The 18,858-nt window shown below is 66.5% G+C and carries 13 protein-coding genes; 7 read left to right on the top strand and 6 right to left on the bottom strand.

Translation table 11 applies throughout. The annotated features are described in order from the left end of the window. Positions 1-128: 128 nt before the first annotated feature. Genes hisD (ACI2JO_RS04635) through ACI2JO_RS04620 form a run of 4 tightly spaced genes read left to right on the top strand, consistent with a single transcriptional unit; the run spans position 129 to position 4,143 of the window. Positions 129-1,457 carry a histidinol dehydrogenase gene (hisD, locus tag ACI2JO_RS04635; protein WP_404720324.1) on the top strand — a complete coding sequence of 443 codons (1,329 nt, stop codon included), beginning with the start codon at positions 129-131 and terminating at the stop codon, positions 1,455-1,457. Continuing rightward, positions 1,454-2,218 (top strand): SDR family NAD(P)-dependent oxidoreductase, encoded by a 765-nt coding sequence (locus tag ACI2JO_RS04630; protein WP_404719552.1) that lies wholly within the window; start codon positions 1,454-1,456, stop codon positions 2,216-2,218. The genes hisD (ACI2JO_RS04635) and ACI2JO_RS04630 overlap by 4 nt, the downstream gene beginning before the upstream one ends. Before the next feature lie 24 nt (positions 2,219-2,242). Beyond that, entirely contained in the window at positions 2,243-3,391 is a 1,149-nt protein-coding gene (locus tag ACI2JO_RS04625) for a cobalamin-independent methionine synthase II family protein (RefSeq protein WP_404719551.1), read from the top strand. Beyond that, positions 3,388-4,143, top strand: a complete 756-nt coding sequence (locus tag ACI2JO_RS04620; RefSeq protein WP_404719550.1) for an HpcH/HpaI aldolase/citrate lyase family protein — start codon at positions 3,388-3,390, stop codon at positions 4,141-4,143. The genes ACI2JO_RS04625 and ACI2JO_RS04620 overlap by 4 nt, the downstream gene beginning before the upstream one ends. A gap of 4 nt (positions 4,144-4,147) precedes the next feature. Here ACI2JO_RS04620 and ACI2JO_RS04615 read toward each other — a convergent pair whose 3' ends face one another. The 3 genes from ACI2JO_RS04615 to ACI2JO_RS04605 form a co-directional block, all read right to left on the bottom strand. Beyond that, positions 4,148-5,428 (bottom strand): MFS transporter, encoded by a 1,281-nt coding sequence (locus tag ACI2JO_RS04615; protein WP_404719549.1) that lies wholly within the window; start codon positions 5,426-5,428, stop codon positions 4,148-4,150. 5 nt (positions 5,429-5,433) lie between these two features. Then, positions 5,434-7,803: a TonB-dependent receptor gene (locus ACI2JO_RS04610; protein WP_404719548.1), complete on the bottom strand. Its 2,370-nt coding sequence runs from the start codon at positions 7,801-7,803 to the stop codon at positions 5,434-5,436. 109 nt (positions 7,804-7,912) lie between these two features. Further along, positions 7,913-8,947 (bottom strand): LacI family DNA-binding transcriptional regulator, encoded by a 1,035-nt coding sequence (locus ACI2JO_RS04605; protein ID WP_404719547.1) that lies wholly within the window; start codon positions 8,945-8,947, stop codon positions 7,913-7,915. 101 nt (positions 8,948-9,048) lie between these two features. Here ACI2JO_RS04605 and hisD (ACI2JO_RS04600) point away from each other — a divergent pair, with 101 nt between their 5' ends. Then, positions 9,049-10,359: a histidinol dehydrogenase gene (hisD, locus tag ACI2JO_RS04600; protein WP_404719546.1), complete on the top strand. Its 1,311-nt coding sequence runs from the start codon at positions 9,049-9,051 to the stop codon at positions 10,357-10,359. Between the two features lie 43 nt (positions 10,360-10,402). Here hisD (ACI2JO_RS04600) and ACI2JO_RS04595 read toward each other — a convergent pair whose 3' ends face one another. Beyond that, on the bottom strand, positions 10,403-11,692 hold the full coding sequence (locus ACI2JO_RS04595) for an MFS transporter (protein WP_404719545.1): 1,290 nt from the start codon (positions 11,690-11,692) through the stop codon (positions 10,403-10,405). A 222-nt stretch (positions 11,693-11,914) separates the two neighbouring features. Between ACI2JO_RS04595 and ACI2JO_RS04590 the strand changes: the two genes are divergently transcribed. Further along, the gene (locus ACI2JO_RS04590) at positions 11,915-14,287 is read left to right on the top strand and encodes a TonB-dependent receptor (RefSeq protein ID WP_404719544.1); all 2,373 of its coding nucleotides are present in this window, start codon (positions 11,915-11,917) and stop codon (positions 14,285-14,287) included. Positions 14,288-14,291: 4 nt separating this feature from the next. Here ACI2JO_RS04590 and ACI2JO_RS04585 read toward each other — a convergent pair whose 3' ends face one another. Continuing rightward, the gene (locus ACI2JO_RS04585; protein ID WP_404719543.1) at positions 14,292-15,650 is read right to left on the bottom strand and encodes an amidase; all 1,359 of its coding nucleotides are present in this window, start codon (positions 15,648-15,650) and stop codon (positions 14,292-14,294) included. 13 nt (positions 15,651-15,663) lie between these two features. Beyond that, entirely contained in the window at positions 15,664-17,574 is a 1,911-nt protein-coding gene (locus tag ACI2JO_RS04580; protein ID WP_404719542.1) for an alpha/beta fold hydrolase, read from the bottom strand. A gap of 92 nt (positions 17,575-17,666) precedes the next feature. Here ACI2JO_RS04580 and ACI2JO_RS04575 point away from each other — a divergent pair, with 92 nt between their 5' ends. After that, positions 17,667-18,686, top strand: coding sequence for a cupin domain-containing protein (locus tag ACI2JO_RS04575; protein ID WP_404719541.1), 1,020 nt, complete (start codon positions 17,667-17,669; stop codon positions 18,684-18,686). Positions 18,687-18,858 lie beyond the last annotated feature (172 nt).

Below are 18,858 nucleotides of genomic sequence, written 5' to 3'. Positions count from 1 at the left end.
GCTGGATGATCCTGCCGCAGCGAGAAAGACGCGAACCGGGTGCGACACAACGTCGGTTGTTGCTCCCAAGCACCATTGCCAAACACTTTCTCACCGCCTAGCCTGCATTCGAATGCAAACGGAGAGAGATCGTGCGCCATCTGAAGACGGGTATGGAGTCGGCGACGCGGGCTGAGCACAACCGCGCGGTCCGGGATACGGTGGAATCGATCCTGGCCGATATCGAGGCGCGCGGAGATGACGCAGTGCGGGAATTGTCGGTCCGCTTCGACAAATGGGATCGCGACAGCTATCGTCTGACCGCTGCCGAGATCCAGGCTTGTATCGACCAGCTGAACCCGCAGGATCTTCGCGATATCGAATTCGCGCAGACGCAGGTCCGCAACTTCGCGCAGATCCAGCGCGGGAGCATGACCGACGTCGAGGTGGAAACGCTGCCTGGTGTCGTGCTGGGCCATCGGAACATCCCGCTCAACGCCGCCGGATGCTATGTGCCTGGCGGAAAGTATCCTTTGCTCGCCAGTGCGCACATGAGCGTCATCACCGCCAAGGTTGCCGGTGTGAAGCGCGTTGCGACCTGCGCGCCGCCGTTCAACGGCAAGCCGGCGCCTGCGATCGTGGCCGCGCAGGCGATGGCCGGTGCGGACGAAATCTATTGCCTGGGCGGGATCCAGGCGGTGGCGGCCATGGGCCTTGGGACGCAGTCGATCGCGCCGGTCGATATTCTGGTCGGTCCCGGCAACGCCTTCGTCGCGGAGGCCAAGCGCCAGCTGTTCGGCCGGGTCGGGATCGATCTCTTCGCCGGCCCGACCGAGACATTGGTCATCGCCGACGAGGATGGCGCGGATGGCGAATTGTGCGCAACCGACCTGCTGGGGCAGGCGGAGCATGGTCCGGACAGCCCGGCGATCCTGCTGACGACATCGGAGAAGCTGGCACGCGCGACGATCGCCGAGATCGAGCGACTGCTTTCCATCCTGCCCACCGCCGATCACGCGCGCAAGGCGTGGGAGGCGTATGGCGAGGTCATCGTCGCGGACTCGGATGCCGAGATGGTGCGGATCGCCGACGAGATCGCCTCCGAACATGTGCAGGTGATGACCCGCGATCCGGATTATTTCCTGACGAACATGACCAACTATGGCGCGCTGTTCCTTGGGCCGCGCACCAACGTCGCATACGGCGACAAGGTGATCGGCACCAATCACACGCTGCCGACGCGCAAGGCGGCGCGCTACACGGGGGGGTTGTGGGTCGGCAAGTTTCTCAAGACGTGTACCTACCAGCGCATCACCGATGACGCGGCCTCGGCGATGATCGGCGAGTACTGCAGCCGCCTCTGCGCGCTCGAGGGCTTTGCTGGCCACGGCGAGCAGGCCAACGTCCGCGTGCGCCGTTATGGCGGCCGCAACGTGCCCTATGCCGGGCGGGCCGAACCGGTCGTCGAACCGGCATGATGCTTCCACGCACGCCGTCGTTCCGGCTCGATGGTCGTCGTGCGCTGGTGACCGGGGCGGGGCGGGGCATCGGCGTCGCGCTGGCGGCGGCGTTGGCAGATGCAGGCGCAGACGTCGTTCTCGTTTCACGAACCGTGGGCGAGGTCGAGGCGGCCGCGGAGGCAATCCGCGCGACCGGCGCGCATGCGACGGCGGCGATACTCGATGTCGGGGACGCCGCGGCGGTGGCGGCTTTCTTCGATGGCGAGAAACCGTTCGATATTCTCGTCAACAATGCCGGCACCAACCGGCCCAAGCCGATGCAGGCGGTAGAGCCGGACGACTACGATGCCGTCATGGGTCTCAACGTCCGGGCAGCATTCTTCGTCTCGCAGGCGTGCGTACGGCGAATGATCGGCGGCGGCGTTCGTGGCGCGCTGATCCATATCGGCAGCCAGATGGGACATGTCGGAGGCCCGAACCGCTCGCTCTATTGCGCATCCAAATGGGCGCTGGAGGGGATGAGCAAGGCGTTCGCGCTCGATCTGGCCACATTCGGCATCCGCTCGAACACGATCGCGCCAACCTTCATCGAGACGCCGATGACGAAGCCCTTCTTCGAGGACGCCGCCTTTCGCGCCAGCGTGCTCGACAGGATCAAGCTCGGGCGGCTCGGCACGGTCGAGGACCTGATGGGGGCAGTCGTCTATCTCGCCTCGGACGCCGCGACGCTGGTCACCGGCACCAGCCTGATCGTCGATGGCGGATGGACCGCCGATTGATATCTGCTTTGAAGGAATCCGATCATGGCTGACCGTATCCTGACCACCCACGTCGGCTCGCTCCCGCGCAGCGCGGCGGTAACCGAGTTGATCTTCGCGCATGAGCAGGGCGACGCGGTCGATGCAGCCCGGTTCAACGAGGTGCTGACCGAGGCGGTCGACGCCTGTGTCGAACGACAGGTGGCCTGCGGGGTAGACGTGGTGTCGGATGGCGAGATGGCGAAAATCTCCTACGCCACGTACATCAAGGATCGCATCACCGGCTTCGATGGCGACAGTCCGCGCACGCCGCCCGCCGATCTGGAGGCGTTCCCTTCGTTTCTGAAGCGGCAGGCGTCGAGCGGCGGCACCCCGACCTATCGCCGTCCATGCTGCGTCGGCCCGATCGCGCCCAAGACGCTGGCACCGCTGACCGATGACCTGCGGCGGTTGGAAACGGCGCTTGCGGCGCATCCGTCGGCCGGAAGCTTCATGAATGCCGCTTCGCCGGGCGTCATCGCCTTGTTCCAGCCGAACCGGCATTATGCCACTCAGGACGACTATCTGGAGGCGCTGGCCGAGGCGATGCGCCCGGAATATGAAGCGATCGTCGCGGCGGGCCATGTCCTGCAACTCGACAGCCCTGACCTGGGGCTCGGGCGGCACATGATGTACAAGGACCGCAGCGATGACGACTATCTGTCGCTGATCGCGCGCCATGTCGAGGTGTTGAACCACGCGCTGCGCAACGTTCCCGCCGACCGCGTGCGCATGCATGTCTGCTGGGGAAATTACGAGGGACCGCATCACTGCGATGTCGAAATGCGGACGATCCTGCCGGTGTTGATGACCGCGAAGCCGCAGGGCTTGCTCTTCGAAACATCCAATCCCCGTCACCAGCACGACTGGCAGGCGTTCCGTGATCTTGCCGCGCTGATCCCCGAGGATCGCGTCCTCATCCCCGGCGTGATCGATTCCACCACCAATTTTGTCGAGCATCCCGAAGTGGTGGCGCAGCGGATCGAGCAATTCGCGGCGCTTGTCGGCCGGGAACGGGTGATCGCCGGCACGGACTGCGGCTTTTCGACCTTTGCCGGCTTCGGCGCGGTCGACCCCGAAATCGTCTATGCCAAGCTGGCCACGCTGGCCGAGGGGGCGGCGCGCGCCAGCGCGCGATTGTGGCGCGCGGCATGAGCGACACGCTGAAGCAGCGGCTGGCGGCTGGCGAGACGATCGTCGGTACGTTCGTGAAGACGCCATCGCCGATCATCGTCGAGGTGCTTGCACTGACGGAGCTCGATTGCCTGTGTCTCGATGCCGAGCATGCGCCGTTCGACCGGCTGGCGATCGACCATTGCGTCATGGCGGCACGGGCAGGACAGATGGACGTGCTGGTCCGCATCCCCGCAGTGACGCCGGAGCACGTGCTGAACGCCCTCGACTGCGGAGCCACGGGGTTGGTCGCGCCGCACATTCGCAGCGTCGCCGAGGCACAGGCGCTTGTGTTAATGGCACAATACGGGCGTGGCGGGCGCGGTTATGCCGGGTCGTCGCGCGCGGCGGGCTACACCACCCGCCCGATGGCGGCGCATCTGGCGGGGTCGGCGGCGCGGACGGTCGTCGTCGCGCAGATCGAGGATCCCGAGGCGGTCGATGCCATCGATGCCATCGCTGCCGTGCCGGGACTGGACGCGCTGTTCGTGGGGCGCGTCGACCTGACCGTCGCCTACGGCGCGGACTCTCAGGACGATCCGCGCGTGTTGGCAGCGGTCGAGGCGGTCTGCGCCGCCGGGCGCCGTCACGGCGTGCCGGTCGGGATGTTCCTGGCCCGGTCGTCGGACATTCCGCATTGGCGTGCGCAGGGGGCGACGTTCTTCCTGCTCGGGTCCGACCATGGCTTTATCCTGTCGGGTGCGGCGGCGCTGGCGACGGCGGCGCGTGGCTGATCGCTCAGGCGCGACGCCCCGGAAGCAACGGCGCGCGGTGCGTTTCGGGGAGCCACAGCCAGATCAGCGCGGCGAGCGTGAAGGCCACCGCCGCGCTCCCCATCGTCACGCCCAGCCCGAAGCGGGCAGCGAGTGATCCGGTCACCAGCGGCGCAAAGAATGACACCAGTCGTCCCCAGTTGAAGATCGACGCCGCCGTCGACTTCAGGTGGACCGGGTACAGCTCGGTCAGCCACGGTCCCCAGATGACGCTGGCGGACAGCATGAAACCGTAGGCGACGCCGATCCAGCCGAGCAGCCGCGCGTCGGTCTCGACATGCAGGTAGAGCAGGATCGCGACCGCCGCAGCGAGGAACCCCAGTGCGTTGAAGCGTCGCCCGAAGCGATCCCCGGCCCAACCCCATACGAAGCCGCCGACGATATTGGCGCCGAACTGCCATGCGACCAGCGACCCCATCGCCGCGGGATCGAGCCCGCGCACATCGCGCAGGTACGTCGTCAGCCAGCCACTATAGGCTTGGTAGCCAAAGAAGTTCAGGCCCGTCAGCGCGGCCAGCGCGATTGTTCGCGCACGCAAGCCCGGGGCGAAGAGATCAAGCACCGGCAGCCGCGCCGAACGGTCCCCGGTCCGTCCGCGCGCATCGACGCTGCGCGGTATCAGCACCAGCGCGAGCCCGGCGAGCAGGATCGGCGGCAACCCGCCCGCGATCAGCAATGTGCGCCAGTCGCCGTCCGCCCAGCCGCTGGCGAGCCCCAGTACCGTGATCGCGCTGGAGAAGATCGCGTTGATGAGGCTGGCGAGCCGCCCCGCGACCGTCGGCGCGAACAATCCGACGTAGATGCCGACGACGATCGGAAAGATCCCGCCCATGAACAGGCCCAGCACCACACGCTGCGCCAGATAGGCGGCGTAGTTGTCGACCCAGCTCCCGGCGATCAGCGTTGCGCCATAGCCGAGCATGACGATCGCCAGCATTGCCCGGCGTCCGTGACGATCGGCGAGTTGTCCGATCACGACCGCCCCCACCAGCGCCCCGGCGCCCTGCGCGGAATAGCCCGATCCCGCCTGCGTCAGCGTCAGCCCGAGCGAATCGCGCATGAACGGGCGCAGCACGTCCACGCTGTTCCACGCCCAGCTGTAGAAGAATTCCGCGACCATCAGGAACGCGAACGCGATGACCGCCCGCACCAGCGGCGGGCGTGCGGTCGCAGCGGATTCGGGACCGGCCACCGGCGTGACCCCGGCGAGTGCGGCCTCGGCCGCCGGCACACTGGCGGCGGCCACGCGCGTCAGTACCGGACGCCGAGGCGCACGCCATAGACGCGCGGCGGGCCGTAGGATTGCTGGATGCGCTGATTGTTGCCGACCGTCGAGCTGTAGAGAACCGCCTGCTTTGTCAGGTTCGTCCCGAACGCCTCGACATACAGCTTCGTCGACGACGACGTCCAGCGCAGGTTGGCATCGAGCAGCGCATAGGCCTTCTGCCGGTCGATCGCCGTGTTATAGTCGGTCGAATAGTAAGCGCTGGAATAGAGCATGTTGACCGCCGGCGTGATCCGCGCCCCGCTCGCCATGTCCAGGTCGTAATAGACGCTGGCCGTCCCCTTGAAGGTCGGCGACATCGGTACGTCCTTGCCCGCCAGGTTCGTGGTCAGCGGATCGCCGTTCGCGGCGGTGTAGAACGGATTTGGGCGCGTATAGGCGGTGAACTTCGCGTCCAGCAGCGCGCCGGTCAGGTCGACGTGGAGACCGTCGACCGGCAGGGTGCGCAGCTCGATCTCCGCGCCATAGCTGCGCGCCGCGCCCGCGCTGGCGTAATAGGACAGGTTGGTGCGCTGATCGAGGATCGTGATCTGCAGATCCTTGTAGTCGTTGTAGAAGGCCGACAAATTCAGGATCATGCGCCCGTTCATCAGCGTGTTCTTGCTGCCGACCTCATAGGCGGTCACCGTCTGCGGTGCATAGGAGAACGGGATCGCAGCGTTCGATGAATTGTTGTTGATGCCGCCCGACGAGAAGCCCGTCGATACCGTGCCGTACAGCATCATCTTGCGATTGGGGGTGTACTCGACGCCACCTCTCCAGGTCACCTTGTTGAACGTCGGCTCGCCGGTCGCGCGCGCCGCGGTCTGCGTGCTGAAATCGAACGTCCCCGCCGGCGCGGTGAAGTTGGTGATGACATAGCCCTTGCTCTCGTCCGAATAACGGACGCCGCCGATGATCTTCAGCGTTTCGGGCACGATCGCGAAGCTGGCCTGTCCGTAAGCGGCATAGGCCTTGGTGTTGATATCGGTGCGCGATTGCGTGCCGCGCGTCGCGGAGGTCGTGTAGACCTGCTGGTAGTATTCGGTGATCTTGTCATGGAAGTAATAGCCACCGACGATCCATTCGAAGCGCGACGAACCCGCCGAGGCGAGCTGCACCTCCTGCGTGAGCGAGGTGGTGTAGGTGTTCGCCGCCTGCAATCCCGACGCTGCGAAGCCGCCCGACCGGCCGGCGGCGGGGAACACGACATTGGTCTGGTCGAGATCGGCGCTCCGATAAGCGTGGAAATCGGTGTAGCCGGTGATCGATCGCAGCGTGGCAAAACCGAGATTGAAGGCGATCGAGCCGCTGCCATACGCCTGATCGAGTTGTTCGAACGGCTTGTAATCCCATGAGTTGGTATAGGGATCGTCGGTGACCGATACACCGATATCGACGCCGTTCACGATGTTGCTGCCGTTGCGTGCGCTCGGGTTGACCGCATACGGCTGCCCGTTGATCGAGCGTAGCCCGGTCGCCGGGTTGATGAGCGTGCCGCCGACCCGGTAACCATAGGCACCGCCACCGGTATTGTCGCGCTTCCAGTAGCCGCCGCGTGCGTCGATCTGGATGTCGGGTGTCAGCGCGATCGCGATCGAGCCGCGCAGCGCGGTCTGATCCTCGTCGAGCAGACGGAAGCCCTGCGTGGAGCGGACATAACCGTCGTGCTGGCTGTGATAGGCGGCGACGCGCAGTTGCACCGCATCGCTGACGGGCACGTTCAGGTAGCTGTCAAACTGGTACAAATCGTAATTGCCGATCGTGCCGTTCACGCCAGCCTCGAACTTCGTCGTCGGGGCGTTGGTCGTCACGCTCAGATTGCCGCCGAAGGTGTTGCGGCCATACAGCGTCCCCTGCGGCCCGCGCTGCACCTCGACGCGGGCGACGTCGAACAGCGGGATGCTCTGCTGCTGTGTCCGGCTCTGGTAGATGCCGTCGAGGTAGAAGCCGATCACCGGATCGCTCTGGGCGCTCACCAGCTGCGTGCGCACGCCGCGGATTGCGGGGAAAGAGTCGGAGCCCTGCTGTCCCCACGTCAGGCCGGGCGACAGCAATTGCAGGCGGCTGGCGTCGGTAATCCGGACGCGGTCCAGGTCGGCCGCGCCGATCGCAGTCACCGAAAGCGGTACGTCCTGCAGCCGCTCGGTCCGGCGCTGGGCGGTAACAACGATGTCGCCCAGTGCGCCGGTCGATGCGTTTTCCGAGGCAGCACTGGCGGGCGTGTCGGCGGCGGCGGGCGATTGTTCGGCCGATCCGGCGGGCGCGTCGACCGGGGCCGTCTGCGCGGCGGCGGGCACCGCAAGCGCCGCCGCCAGAATCGTCAACGAAATGCCGCTTGCTACCCGCCTGGTCATGCCCGTCCCCTTGTGTGAATGACGGATCACGCCGCCGTTTCACAAAAGCTATCGGTGCATCCGAATGCTGTCCACACAAATGTGCATCCGAATGCAGGGCGGGACCGGTTCAGATGCGCGCCGACTGGCCCGGTACGAACGCGCCGACGAACGAGCGGCGCTCGGCGGGCAACGACGGATCCTCGATCCGCTCCATCAACATCTGCACCGCGGCTTCGGTCATCCGACGCACCGGCTGCCGGATCGACGTGACCTGATAGCTCATCCAGCCGGCCGGCTCGGACCCGTCGAAGCCGACGATCGAAATGTCGTCGGGCACCTTCAAGTCGAGATCGAAGCGGCACCCGTCGATGGCGCCAATGGCCATCACATCACTGACGCAGATCACCGCGTCCAGCGACGGCGTTGACCGCGACAGGGTGGCGACCGCGTCGCGCCCGCTGGCGTAGCTGAAATCGCCGCGAACGACCGGCGTGTCGGTGATCCCGGCTTCGCTCAGTCGTTGGAGTGCGGCTTGCCGCCGTTCCTCGCCGACGGCGCTGTCTTCCGGCCCGGCGATCACGGCGAACCGGCGATGCCCCGCAGCCAGTAACCGGTCTACAAGGTCACGCTCGCCTGCGGCGGAATCACACCAGACACTTGGCGTCAGATTCTCGCCCGCGGTTCGATTGTAGAGGACCATCGGGATACCGTGCCGCCGAATACCCGCAATCTGGTCGTTATCAAGACGCGCGGCGGAGATGATGCCGTCGACATCGTGCCGCCAAACCTGCTCCAGGATCGAGTCGATCTCGCTCTCTGCCGTCAGGGCGAACAGCAGCACCCGAATGTCGCGGTCGGTCAGGCGACGGCTCAACTCGGCCAACACCTCGGGATAATGGAGGTTGGTGAGGCGCGAGATGAACACCGCGACCAGGTTGGTTCGGCGGGTAATCAGCGCCTGCGCCAGCGCATTGGGGCGATAGCCGAGTTCGGTCGCGGCCTTCATCACCTTCTCGCGCGTCGCCGCGGCAATGCTGCCGCCGGGCGCGAAGCAGCGCGACACCGCCGATTGCGACACGCCCGCCAGCCGCGCGACGTCGTAGGAAGTGGCGCGGCGCACGCTGCCGAACGCCACTGGCGTGTCGGTATCACCGGCCTTCACGCTTTTCTTGCCTGACCTGGCCACCTAACCCCCGTGACATGTGAATTCGAATTCAATAAGCATCCGTCACGCCATGTTGTGGCTTGCAAGAGGAGGACGGAATGGCCGACGCGGCACCGAAAGGGTTTGAGCAGACCACAGTCTATGTCAAGGCACCGGCACGTGACTCGATCGGCGACCAGCAGGGCGTAGCGGGGCTGGTCGAGGGCATTCTGGCTGACGTGCGCGCGCGCGGTGACGCGGCGGTGCGCGAATATTCGCGGAAATTCGATAACGCCGATCTGGACGTTTTCGAGGTGTCGATGGCCGATCGCGAGGCTGCCGTCGCCGAACTCGATCCGCAAACGCGCGCCGACACCGAATTCGCCATCGCCAACGTCCGCCGCTTCGCCGAGGCACAGCTGTCGACGATCCTGCCGCTCGAGGTGGAGCCGTTGCCCGGGCTGCATCTCGGGCACCGCGTCATCCCGATCGACCGTGTCGGCGCCTATGTGCCCGGCGGCCGCTTCCCGCTGCTGTCGGCGCCGATCATGACGATCGTGCCGGGCAAGGTCGCGGGGTGCCGGGAGGTGGTCGCCTGCCTGCCGCCCAACGCACATCGCGCGATGATCGCGGGGTGCCATATGTCCGGCGCCGACCGCATCTTCCGCATCGGCGGCGCGCAGGCGATCGCGGCGATGGCGTTTGGCACCGAGAGCGTGCCGCAGGTCAACAAGATCGTCGGTCCCGGCAATGCCTTCGTCAACGAGGCCAAGCGACAGGTGTTCGGGCCGGTGGGGATCGACCAGCTCGCCGGCCCGTCCGAGATCTTCGTGCTTGCCGACGCCAGCGGCGACCCGCGGCTGATCGCGACCGATCTGCTCGCGCAGGCCGAGCATGACGTTCGCACCCGTGTCGGTCTCATCACCACCGATCGCGCGGTCGCCGAGCAGACCGCCGCCGAAGTGACCCGCCAGCTCGAGACGCTGGAGACGGCCGGGATCGCGGGCACCAGCTGGGCCGATTACGGCGAGATCGTGCTGTGCGCCGACGAGCCGGCGATGATCGCCTATTCCGACCATGTCGCGGCCGAGCATCTCCAGGTCCATACGCAGGATGCGCACGGGCTGGCCGCGAAGCTGCGCAACTACGGCTCGCTGTTCATCGGCGAGAACGCCAGCGTGGTTTATTCGGACAAGACGGTCGGCACCAACCACACGCTGCCGACCATGGGAGCGGGGCGCTACACCGGCGGGTTGTGGGTCGGCAGCTACGTGAAGATCGCCACGCACCAATGGCTGGACGACGAAGCGGTGCTGAAGGTCGGGCCGCCCGCCACCCGGCAGAGCGCCAGCGAGGGGCTGGACGGGCACATGAAGGCGGCGAAGGTCCGCGTCGACCGGCTCCACCAGGCCGCCGCGACCGTCGCGTGACGGCGGACGGGCGGTCCCGCGCTTGGACCGCCCGGCACCGGGGTCAGCGCCGCGCAGCCTCGGCGGGGACGAACGACGGGTCGATCGCGGGCGGCACCGCGATCGGCGGCGCGGCGATCCGCGACGGCAGCGTCTCGCGCTGGCTGAGCCAGATCAGCGCCGCCGCCCCGAACGCCGCCGCCGCCGACGCCATCGCCGCGGTCAGGCCGTAGCGGTCGGCGAGGAAGCCGGTGATGAGCGGCGCGAAGAAGCTGATGATCCGCCCCCAGTTGAAGATCGACGCGGCGGTAGAGCGGAGATGCGGCGGATACAATTCCGCCAGCCATGGTCCCCAGATCACGCTCGAACACAGCATCGCGCCATAGATCAGCCCGACGATCCGGAATAGCAGCAGGCTGGTCGGCATCGCCAGGTAGACGAGGATCGCGACCGACGCGATCAGGAAGCCGGTCGCGTTGAAGCGCCGGCCGAAGCGGTCGGCGGCCCAGCCCCAGGCGAAGCCGCCGGCGATGTTGCCGGCGAACTGCCACGCGACCAGATTGCCCGCCACCGCGGCCGACAGCCCGCGCGTATCGGTCAGGTACGTCGTCAGCCACCCGCTATATGCCTGATAGCCGAAGAAATTGAGCCCGGTCATCGTCGCCAGCAGCAACGTCTGGCGCCGGACCGTGGGGTGGAACAACTCGCGCACCGGCAGCTTCGCCGCGCGGACGGCATGGCGATCGACGCTGGAGCCCGCCGGGATCAGCACCAGCATCACCACCGCCAGCACCAGCGGCGGCACGCCGCCCAGCCACAGCAGTAGATGCCAGTCGTGCCCGCCCAAAGCGCCGAGCGCCAGCCCCAGCGCAACGATCGAAAAGCTGAAGCACGCGTTGAGCGTCCCCGCAACGCGTCCCCGCAACCGCTCCTCGAACAGATTGACGTAGATGCTGACCCCGACCGGAAAGATGCCGCCGGTGAACAGCCCGAGCGCGAAGCGCTGTACCAGCAATTGTGGATAGCTGGCGACCAGCAGCCCGGCGAGCAGCGACACGCCGTACCCCGTGATGATCGTGGCCAGGATGCGGCGACGGCCGAAGCGATCGGCCAGCTGTCCGATCAGCACCGCACCGATCAGCGCGCCCGCGCCCTGTGCGGAATAGGTCGACCCTGCCTGTACCAATGTCAGTCCCAGCGCCGACCGCTGGAAGGGACGCAGTACGTCGACGCTGTTCCATGCCCAGCCGTACAGGAACTCGCCGATCATCAAGGCGGCGAAAATCGCCCTGCGGCGCGCGCGCGTCAGCGGCGCCGCCGCGGCGGTCGGTGCGGGTTCGTCACGGTCGATCATGGGCAGCCTCCGCAGCAAGTAGATTGCATCCGCATGCGTTTGTAAAGTGGTTCAAATGAGAGCCGGGAGCGATCGTTTGCGCCGAGCGTCCGTACGACGCGACAACAATCGTATGCTTACGCCGCGGTGAGAGCCATATTTGTTAACTGAGCCCTTGCTCAATTATGCATTCGCATGCATCCATGAGGTGGGTCCGTTCCGTACGGGACGGCGGGGAGGGCGGTGGCCCGCAACATGGAGGACGAGGGGATGAGCGACATGCACTGGCTTCGGACCGCATCGGTCATGGCGATGATGGCGGCTGCGACGCCCGCTTTTGCGCAGGAGAGCGCCGTCTCCGCGTCCGGCAACACCGCTGCGACCCAGCAATCCTCTTCGTCGACCGACCAGACCGGCGACGTGGTGCAAGGTGACATCGTCGTCACCGCGCAACGCCGCGCCGAGCGACTGCTCGATGTGCCGATCTCGATCACCGCCGTCAGCGGCGCCGACCTGCAACGCCTGCACGCCGACAACGTCAGCCGGCTGGAGTTCATCGCACCGGGCTTCACTTGGGGCAGCCAGGGTTCCGACTCGTTTCCCGCGATTCGCGGCGTCCGCACCAGCCTGGTCAGCGCGCAGAACGACCCGGTCATCGGCTTCTACATCGACGGCATCTACCAGAGCCGCACCCAGCAGCAGAGCATTCCGCTGTTCGACATCGCGCGGGTCGAGGTGCAGCGCGGGCCGCAGGGGACGCTCTACGGTCGCAACACGTTCGGCGGCAACCTGAGCGTCGTCACCGCGTCACCCACCGACAAGTACGAGGGCGCGCTGAACGCGGACTTCGGCAACTACAATTCGCAGCGTATCGACGGTTTCGTCAACGTGCCGCTCGGCGACACGCTCGCGCTGCGCGTCGCGGGAGTCTATCAGGACCACGACGGCTATGTCCGCAGCACGTCGGGCGTCGAGATGGCCGACCTGAAGGAATATGCCGGCCGTGCCTCGCTGAAGTGGACCCCGGACAGCCGGCTGGAGGTCGAACTGCACGGCGGCATCTGGCGGCGCGACGATGCCGGTGCTGGCTCCTATGGCTACAAGGTCGCCGGGACGCTGATCGACCCGAGCACCGGCTATCAGTCGATCAATGGCGTGCCCTATGCCGTGAACCCGTCGGTGAAGAACGGCTCGGTGCTGGTCAACGGGGTGGACATCGGTGTGGCGGTGACCCCCGGACCCTATACCAACGACTGGGACTACCAGCCGTTCGAACATATCCGCGAGGACTACGCCTCGGGCACGATCAGCTACGACGTCGGCCCGGCGACCGTGCGGTCGATCACCGGCTACACCTTCTTCCGCGCACACCGCAGCGCCGACAACGACCAGAGCAGCGTCGTCTTCCAGGCCCCTGCGATCGGCTTCGGTTCGGGTCAGCAGGAACCGAACACGCGCGCACGGACCTTCACGCAGGAACTGCAACTGGTGTCGAACAGCACCGAACCGTTCCAGTGGATCGTCGGCGGCTATTACCTCCACGACGACATCTTCGAGACCTATCAGCAGAAGATCGACGCGCCCAACTCGGTCGTCCCCGGCTTTCGTGCCGATGCGGCGCTCAAGACCGATGCCTACGCCGCTTACGCGCAGGGCACCTATGCGATCGTTCCCGACACACTGAAGCTGATCGGCGGCATCCGCTATTCCCATGAGAGGAAGGCGTTCGATTTCGCCGATTTTGCCGACGGCATCCCCAATACCTACACCTTCACGACGCCATACAGCGTTACCTCAGGCGCTCCGTCGTTCAGCAGCGTCACGTGGCGCGCGGGCGTGCAATATACCCCCAGCCGTCGCACGATGGTCTATGCCACGGCGTCGACCGGCTTCGCCTCGGGCGGCGTCAACGACACGGGTGGCAGCAGTGCGATTCCGAACTCCTACGCCCCCCAGAAGGTCAATGCCTATGAGGTGGGAATCAAGAACCAGTTCCTGGGCGGCCGCGTCCAGACCGAGTTGGCACTCTATTACAACAAATACACCGACCTCCAGATCAACGTGTACACGCCGCTCGTGTCCTATTTCGGCAGCGCCGGGCGCGCGCGCAGCTATGGCGGCGAAGTGACGCTGCGCACGCTGCCGCTGCCCAATTTGCACCTCGATGCGACGGCCGCCTATCTGAACGCGGAATACACGCGTTACATCAGCGGCAACAACTTCTTCGGGGCGTCGAACGGGGCGGACCCGGTCTCGCTTGATCTCGCTGGACGTCGCATCCCGCAGTCGCCGCGGTTGAAGACGACCGTCGCCGTCTATTACGACCTGGACATGGGGGATGCGGGTACGATCGCGCCCTACGCCAACTGGCTGCATTCCAGCAGCTACTTCACGACCGACTATAACACCGCGATCGACTTCCAGCGCGGTTACGACAAGTTCGACGTGTCGCTGCGCTGGACCGAGGCACGCGGGCGTTTCTACGTCGAGGGCTATGGCAACAACATCACCGACCAGGCGGTGTTGCTCAGCGCGGTCGTGGGTCGTGCGCAGCGCGTGCAGGTGTCCTACGGTCCGCCTGCCACTTACGGCATCCGCGCCGGTGTGAAGTTCTGAGGCGCTACAGATCGGGGACGGGGCGGCTGCCCGCACCGTCCTCGATCGCGGCACCCAGCGTGAACAACACCGCCTCCTCATCGGCGGGGGCCAGCAGTTCGACCGACAGCGGCATGCCGCGCGCGGTCCGCCCGACCGGCAGCGCGAGCGCGGGCCAGCCGCTACATGCCGCAAGTTCCGGCGCCCACCCGCCCTTGGGATTGTCCATCGACCGCGGCAGCACCGCCGAGGGCGCGTACAGCAGTGCGTCGTAACCGCCGTCCGCGACGATCGCCGCCAGCGCCGATCGCAACGCCTTATGACGCTGGAGGATCGTCGCGCGCACCGCGGGGCTGCGCGGCGCGGCGCGCGCGCGCAGAACGGCGTCATACTCGCGAAGATAGTGTCCGCCCGCGATCAGGTCGGGCAGCGAGGCGGGAGCGGTCCCGGGATGGAAGGCGGTGCGAAGATATCGATCGAAGGCCGGCCCGAATTCCTCATCGACGATGTGATCGCCGCCGGGGATCAGGTCAGCGGGAAGGTCCGGCGCCTGCTCCACGGCCACCCCGGCCGCGTGCAAGGCAGCTGCCGCACGATCGATGCCGTCAGGCGCGGGACCCGGCAACTGCCAGAGGATGCCGACCCGCATCCCCGCTGCGGGGCGACCACCGGACGGGTCGCGGGCGGCAAGGAGAGCGAACATCGTCGCGGCATCGGCCACGCTGCGCGTGATCGTGCCGACCGTGTCGGTCGACGGCGCGAGGGGCGCGACCCCGTCGGTCGCGATCGCGCCCCAGGTGGGACGCAGCCCGACCAGCCCGTTATAGGCGGCGGGGACGCGGATCGAGCCGCCGGTGTCGGTCCCGAGCCCCGCCAGCGCATACCCTGCCGCAACCGCGACCGCGGTACCGCCGCTTGACCCGCCCGAGGTCGCCGTCGGCGCAAACGGATTGCGGGTGTCGCCGCCCAGCGAACTGCGCGAGCGGATCTCGAACGAGAATTCGGACAGGTTGGTCTTGCCGACGACCACCGCTCCCGCGTCGACCAGCGTGGCCAGCGCCGGAGCGGTACGCCATGGCATCGCATCGGCCAGCGCGCGGCATCCCGAGCTGGTCGGCGTGCCGAGCAGGTCGATATTGTCCTTCACGACGATTGGCACGCCGTGCAACGGGCCGGGCGCGGCGCCGTCGCGTCGCGCGCGATCGCGGTCGCGCGCGACATCCGTAGCATCGGGCATGACGCGCAGCATCGCGGCGAGCGCAACACCCGCCCGATCCAGCGCCGCGATCCTTGCCAGACCGGCGGCGACCGCCGCGACGGACCCGGTCCGTCCCGCCGCGCAAGCCGCCAGGAACGCCTGTATGTCGTCCCGCCGCGCGCCCATCGCTCCGCCGCGCTCAGCCGGCTGCGCGTTGCAGCGCCGCCAACTTCACCTGCGCCAGCATCGACAGCTCGTCATAGACGGCCCATTCGTCGATGATCTTGCCGTCGCGGATGTGGAAGTGCGTGACGCCCATCACGAACAGCGGGTGGCCGGTCGGCGCACCGAGCGGGCCGTAGCCGAGATGATGCCCGTCCAGCGTCCAGCGCACCGCATATTTGGTTCCGCCTTCCTCACTCTCGACCGAGCAGATGTGCTGCGGCACATAATAACCGTCCGGGATCAGCGCGATCAGCCGCATCGTCTGCTGCAACACCGCTGCGACGCCGTAATATTCGCGCATCAGCGGGCCGTGCCACTGGCAATTAGGGGCGTACAGATCGTGAATGCGCCCGAACATCCGCTTATTGTAGATGTGGTGCAGGTCGCGCAGCAGCTGCGCCTCGCCGTCATTGTGCGCGATCGATGTGTCCGCTTCGGTTTCCGGCGGATATTGCCCCAGCAGTCGACGGTTCTCGACCACCTCCATGATCGGCTCGCCCGCCTCGAACTTGCGCACCGCAATGTCCTGCGCATAGGCGTGCGGATCGAGCCCGAGCTGAATCACCGGCCCCATGTTGTCGCGGACGATCCACTCCTTGTAGATCTTGTTCTCCAGGATCATGCAGTCCGCCACCGTGCGGGTCAGGAAGGTGCGCCCGGTCGGCTTCCCGTACATGCCATATTGCGAATGGCGCCCCTGACCGTGCGTCATGTGGCTGGTGTAGAAGCCGTCCTGGTCATCGCCGCGCCAGATCACCTGCTGCGCCAGCCCGCGCCGGTCGGGGAATTCTACCAGTCGCTGGATCGTGTCGCGGATATGCGTCTCGCGATCATACATCGTCCCCATTGTCGTATAGGCGACGCAATTGTGGGTGTAGTGGGTGTAGATCAACCCGACGTCGCGCTCGTCCCAGATCCGGTGCGTACAGCGGACGATATAGTCGACGATATCGGTGTAGATCGGATCAAAGCCCCGCATCCCCTGCACACGTTCGCGATCGGTCGGCACCAGTTCGGTGAAATCCCGGCGCTCCACCTGCAGCACCGTGCCGGTCGCGCTGTCTTTCCGGGTCGCGGCGGCGTTGCCGCCGGACGGCGCGGGCGTGTCGGTCTTCGTCATGTCGTCTCCTGTACGAAACGGGGAAGCGGGGAGGGGGGCGGCATCGCCGGCATGATCGACCCGCGCCAGCCATGTCGCAACCTGCGCAGCGACGTGGGCGGGCGACTCGAGCGGTGCGAAATGACCTACCCCGTCGATCAGCGTCAGCACGGCGTCGGGCAGGCCATCGGCCAGCTCGTGCTGCACCGCTGGCGGACACAAGGCGTCCTGCGAGCCGCCGATCACCAGTGCGGGCATGGTCAATTGCCCTAGCCGCCCGCGCTTGTCGGTGCGCGCGCATGCCAGTCGTTCCTGCGCGGCATGCTTGTCCGGGCCGATCGCAGCCGCCATCGCGTCCAGCAACGCGCGCAGGTCGTTGTCCGCGCGGTGGTCCGGTCCGATCGCGCGAGGCCAGATCGCCTCGACAGCGGCTGCGGGCGGGCCGGGGTGCGGGGGCGCCCGCTCGTCGCGCGCGCGTGCGTTGCTGTTCACCAGCGCCAGGCCGCGCACGCGGTCGGGGGCCAACAGCGCCATTTCCAATGCGACCAGCCCGCCCAGCGAGAAGCCGAGCAAAGCGAAGTGCGCCGGCGCACGCGCCAGCAATGCGGTGGCAACCGCCGCCGGCTGGCCGCCGTCGACCGGCAGTACCGTCATCTCGCGCCCCGCCAGCCGCGCGATCAGCGGTGCGAACAGTCGCTCGTCGCACAGCGTCCCCGGCAGCAGCACCAGCGGAATCGCGGCCGGCCTGTCGAAGCGCATGGTCGGGGTACGATCGAGGGATGTCACGCGCTCGCCAGTGCCTCCTTGCATGCGGGTCGCAGCTGGTCTAGCTGTTCTGCATTCGGATGCAAGATCATTTACCGCGACGGGAGATGGACGTGAACTGGACTGAGGAAGCCATGAAAGGCCGCCTGGTGCGCTATGCCGATCTGGTGCCGTGCCGCACCGCCTTCATCGATACCCGCACGCCGGGATCGACCGAGAAGGAGAACTTCACGATCATCGGTGCGGGTGTGTCGGAAAGCGCCGACCAGCACGTCCACATCACCGAACGCCACGGGTTCAACATCGGCGCCGCGCGTCAGCCGTTCGGGTGTGTCAATTCTCAGCACAGCCACGACACCGCGGAGGTTTTCGTCGTCCACTCCGGGCACTGGCGGCTGCCTTTCGGCCCCAACAAGGAAGACGGCTCGATCGACATCGGCCCCGGCGACGTCGCGTCGGTGCCGATCCACATGTTCCGCGGCTTCGAAAAGCTGGACGAGGGTGTCGGCTTCCTCTTCACCGTGCTGGGGGAGGACGATCCCGGCAAGGTCACCTGGGCACCCGCGGTGTTCGAGGCCGCGGCGGATCACGGGCTGAAGCTTGCCAAGGGTGGCCGCCTGATCGACACGTCGCAGGGTGACTACGTCCTGCAGAACGTCGAACTGGCCGATGCCACCGGAGACGACACCGTCGCCGCGTTGAAGACACCGCCGATCGAAAAACTGTTAGAGTGCGTGGTCCCGGCGGACGCGATGGCCGGTAATCCAGCGTCACCCCTGGCACGCGATGGCGTGGAAGAGGCACCGATCATTACCCCTGTCGCCACGAACGACGGCTTCCCGGCGGGGCCGATCGCCGGCTGGTGGCCGCATGGCTTCAACCTGCGCCGCCTGACCATGGCAACCGGCGCCTATATTCCTCTCCACGCCCGATCCGAAGTCGAAGTTATCTTCGTTCACGAAGGAACGCTGGAAGTCAGTTGGCAAGGTGGCGCGATCATGATGGGAGCCGGAGATACTTTAAGCGTACCCGTCGGACTGCCTCACGCCTTTCGCAATACTTCGTCGGTCGACCTTGTGGCGTTTTTTGTTCGTGGTGGCGACTCTCCCGCGATGCCAAGTTTCAGTAGCTGATGATCGTCGCTCTACCTTCTTTTTGGGTGGAGACTTCGGCAAGTCTCGGGCGGTTGAGGTGTGCGGCGAGCAATCGAACACCGTCAAGTTGGATGCACCTGCGTGTAATCAGGTGAGGGTAAGGCGGACCACGCCCCGCCCGCGCGAGCCAGCCTCGCCGTTCAGCTATCTC

The organism is Sphingomonas sp. NPDC079357, assembly GCF_044901155.1.
Lineage (GTDB): Bacteria > Pseudomonadota > Alphaproteobacteria > Sphingomonadales > Sphingomonadaceae > Sphingomonas.
Note: the sequence above shows the minus strand (reverse complement) of the source record. Positions and strands in the feature narration are given on the sequence as shown.

Bases quoted from the DNA above. Each gene is read 5' to 3' on its own strand.
- ACI2JO_RS04630 (WP_404719552.1), top strand. From the start codon at position 1,454: ATGATGCTTCCACGCACGCCGTCGTTCCGGCTCGATGGTCGTCGTGCG.
- ACI2JO_RS04625 (WP_404719551.1), top strand. From the start codon at position 2,243: ATGGCTGACCGTATCCTGACCACCCACGTCGGCTCGCTCCCGCGCAGC.
- ACI2JO_RS04620 (WP_404719550.1), top strand. From the start codon at position 3,388: ATGAGCGACACGCTGAAGCAGCGGCTGGCGGCTGGCGAGACGATCGTC.
- ACI2JO_RS04610 (WP_404719548.1), bottom strand. From the start codon at position 7,803: ATGACCAGGCGGGTAGCAAGCGGCATTTCGTTGACGATTCTGGCGGCG.
- hisD (WP_404719546.1), top strand. From the start codon at position 9,049: ATGGCCGACGCGGCACCGAAAGGGTTTGAGCAGACCACAGTCTATGTC.
- ACI2JO_RS04595 (WP_404719545.1), bottom strand. From the start codon at position 11,692: ATGATCGACCGTGACGAACCCGCACCGACCGCCGCGGCGGCGCCGCTG.
- ACI2JO_RS04585 (WP_404719543.1), bottom strand. From the start codon at position 15,650: ATGGGCGCGCGGCGGGACGACATACAGGCGTTCCTGGCGGCTTGCGCG.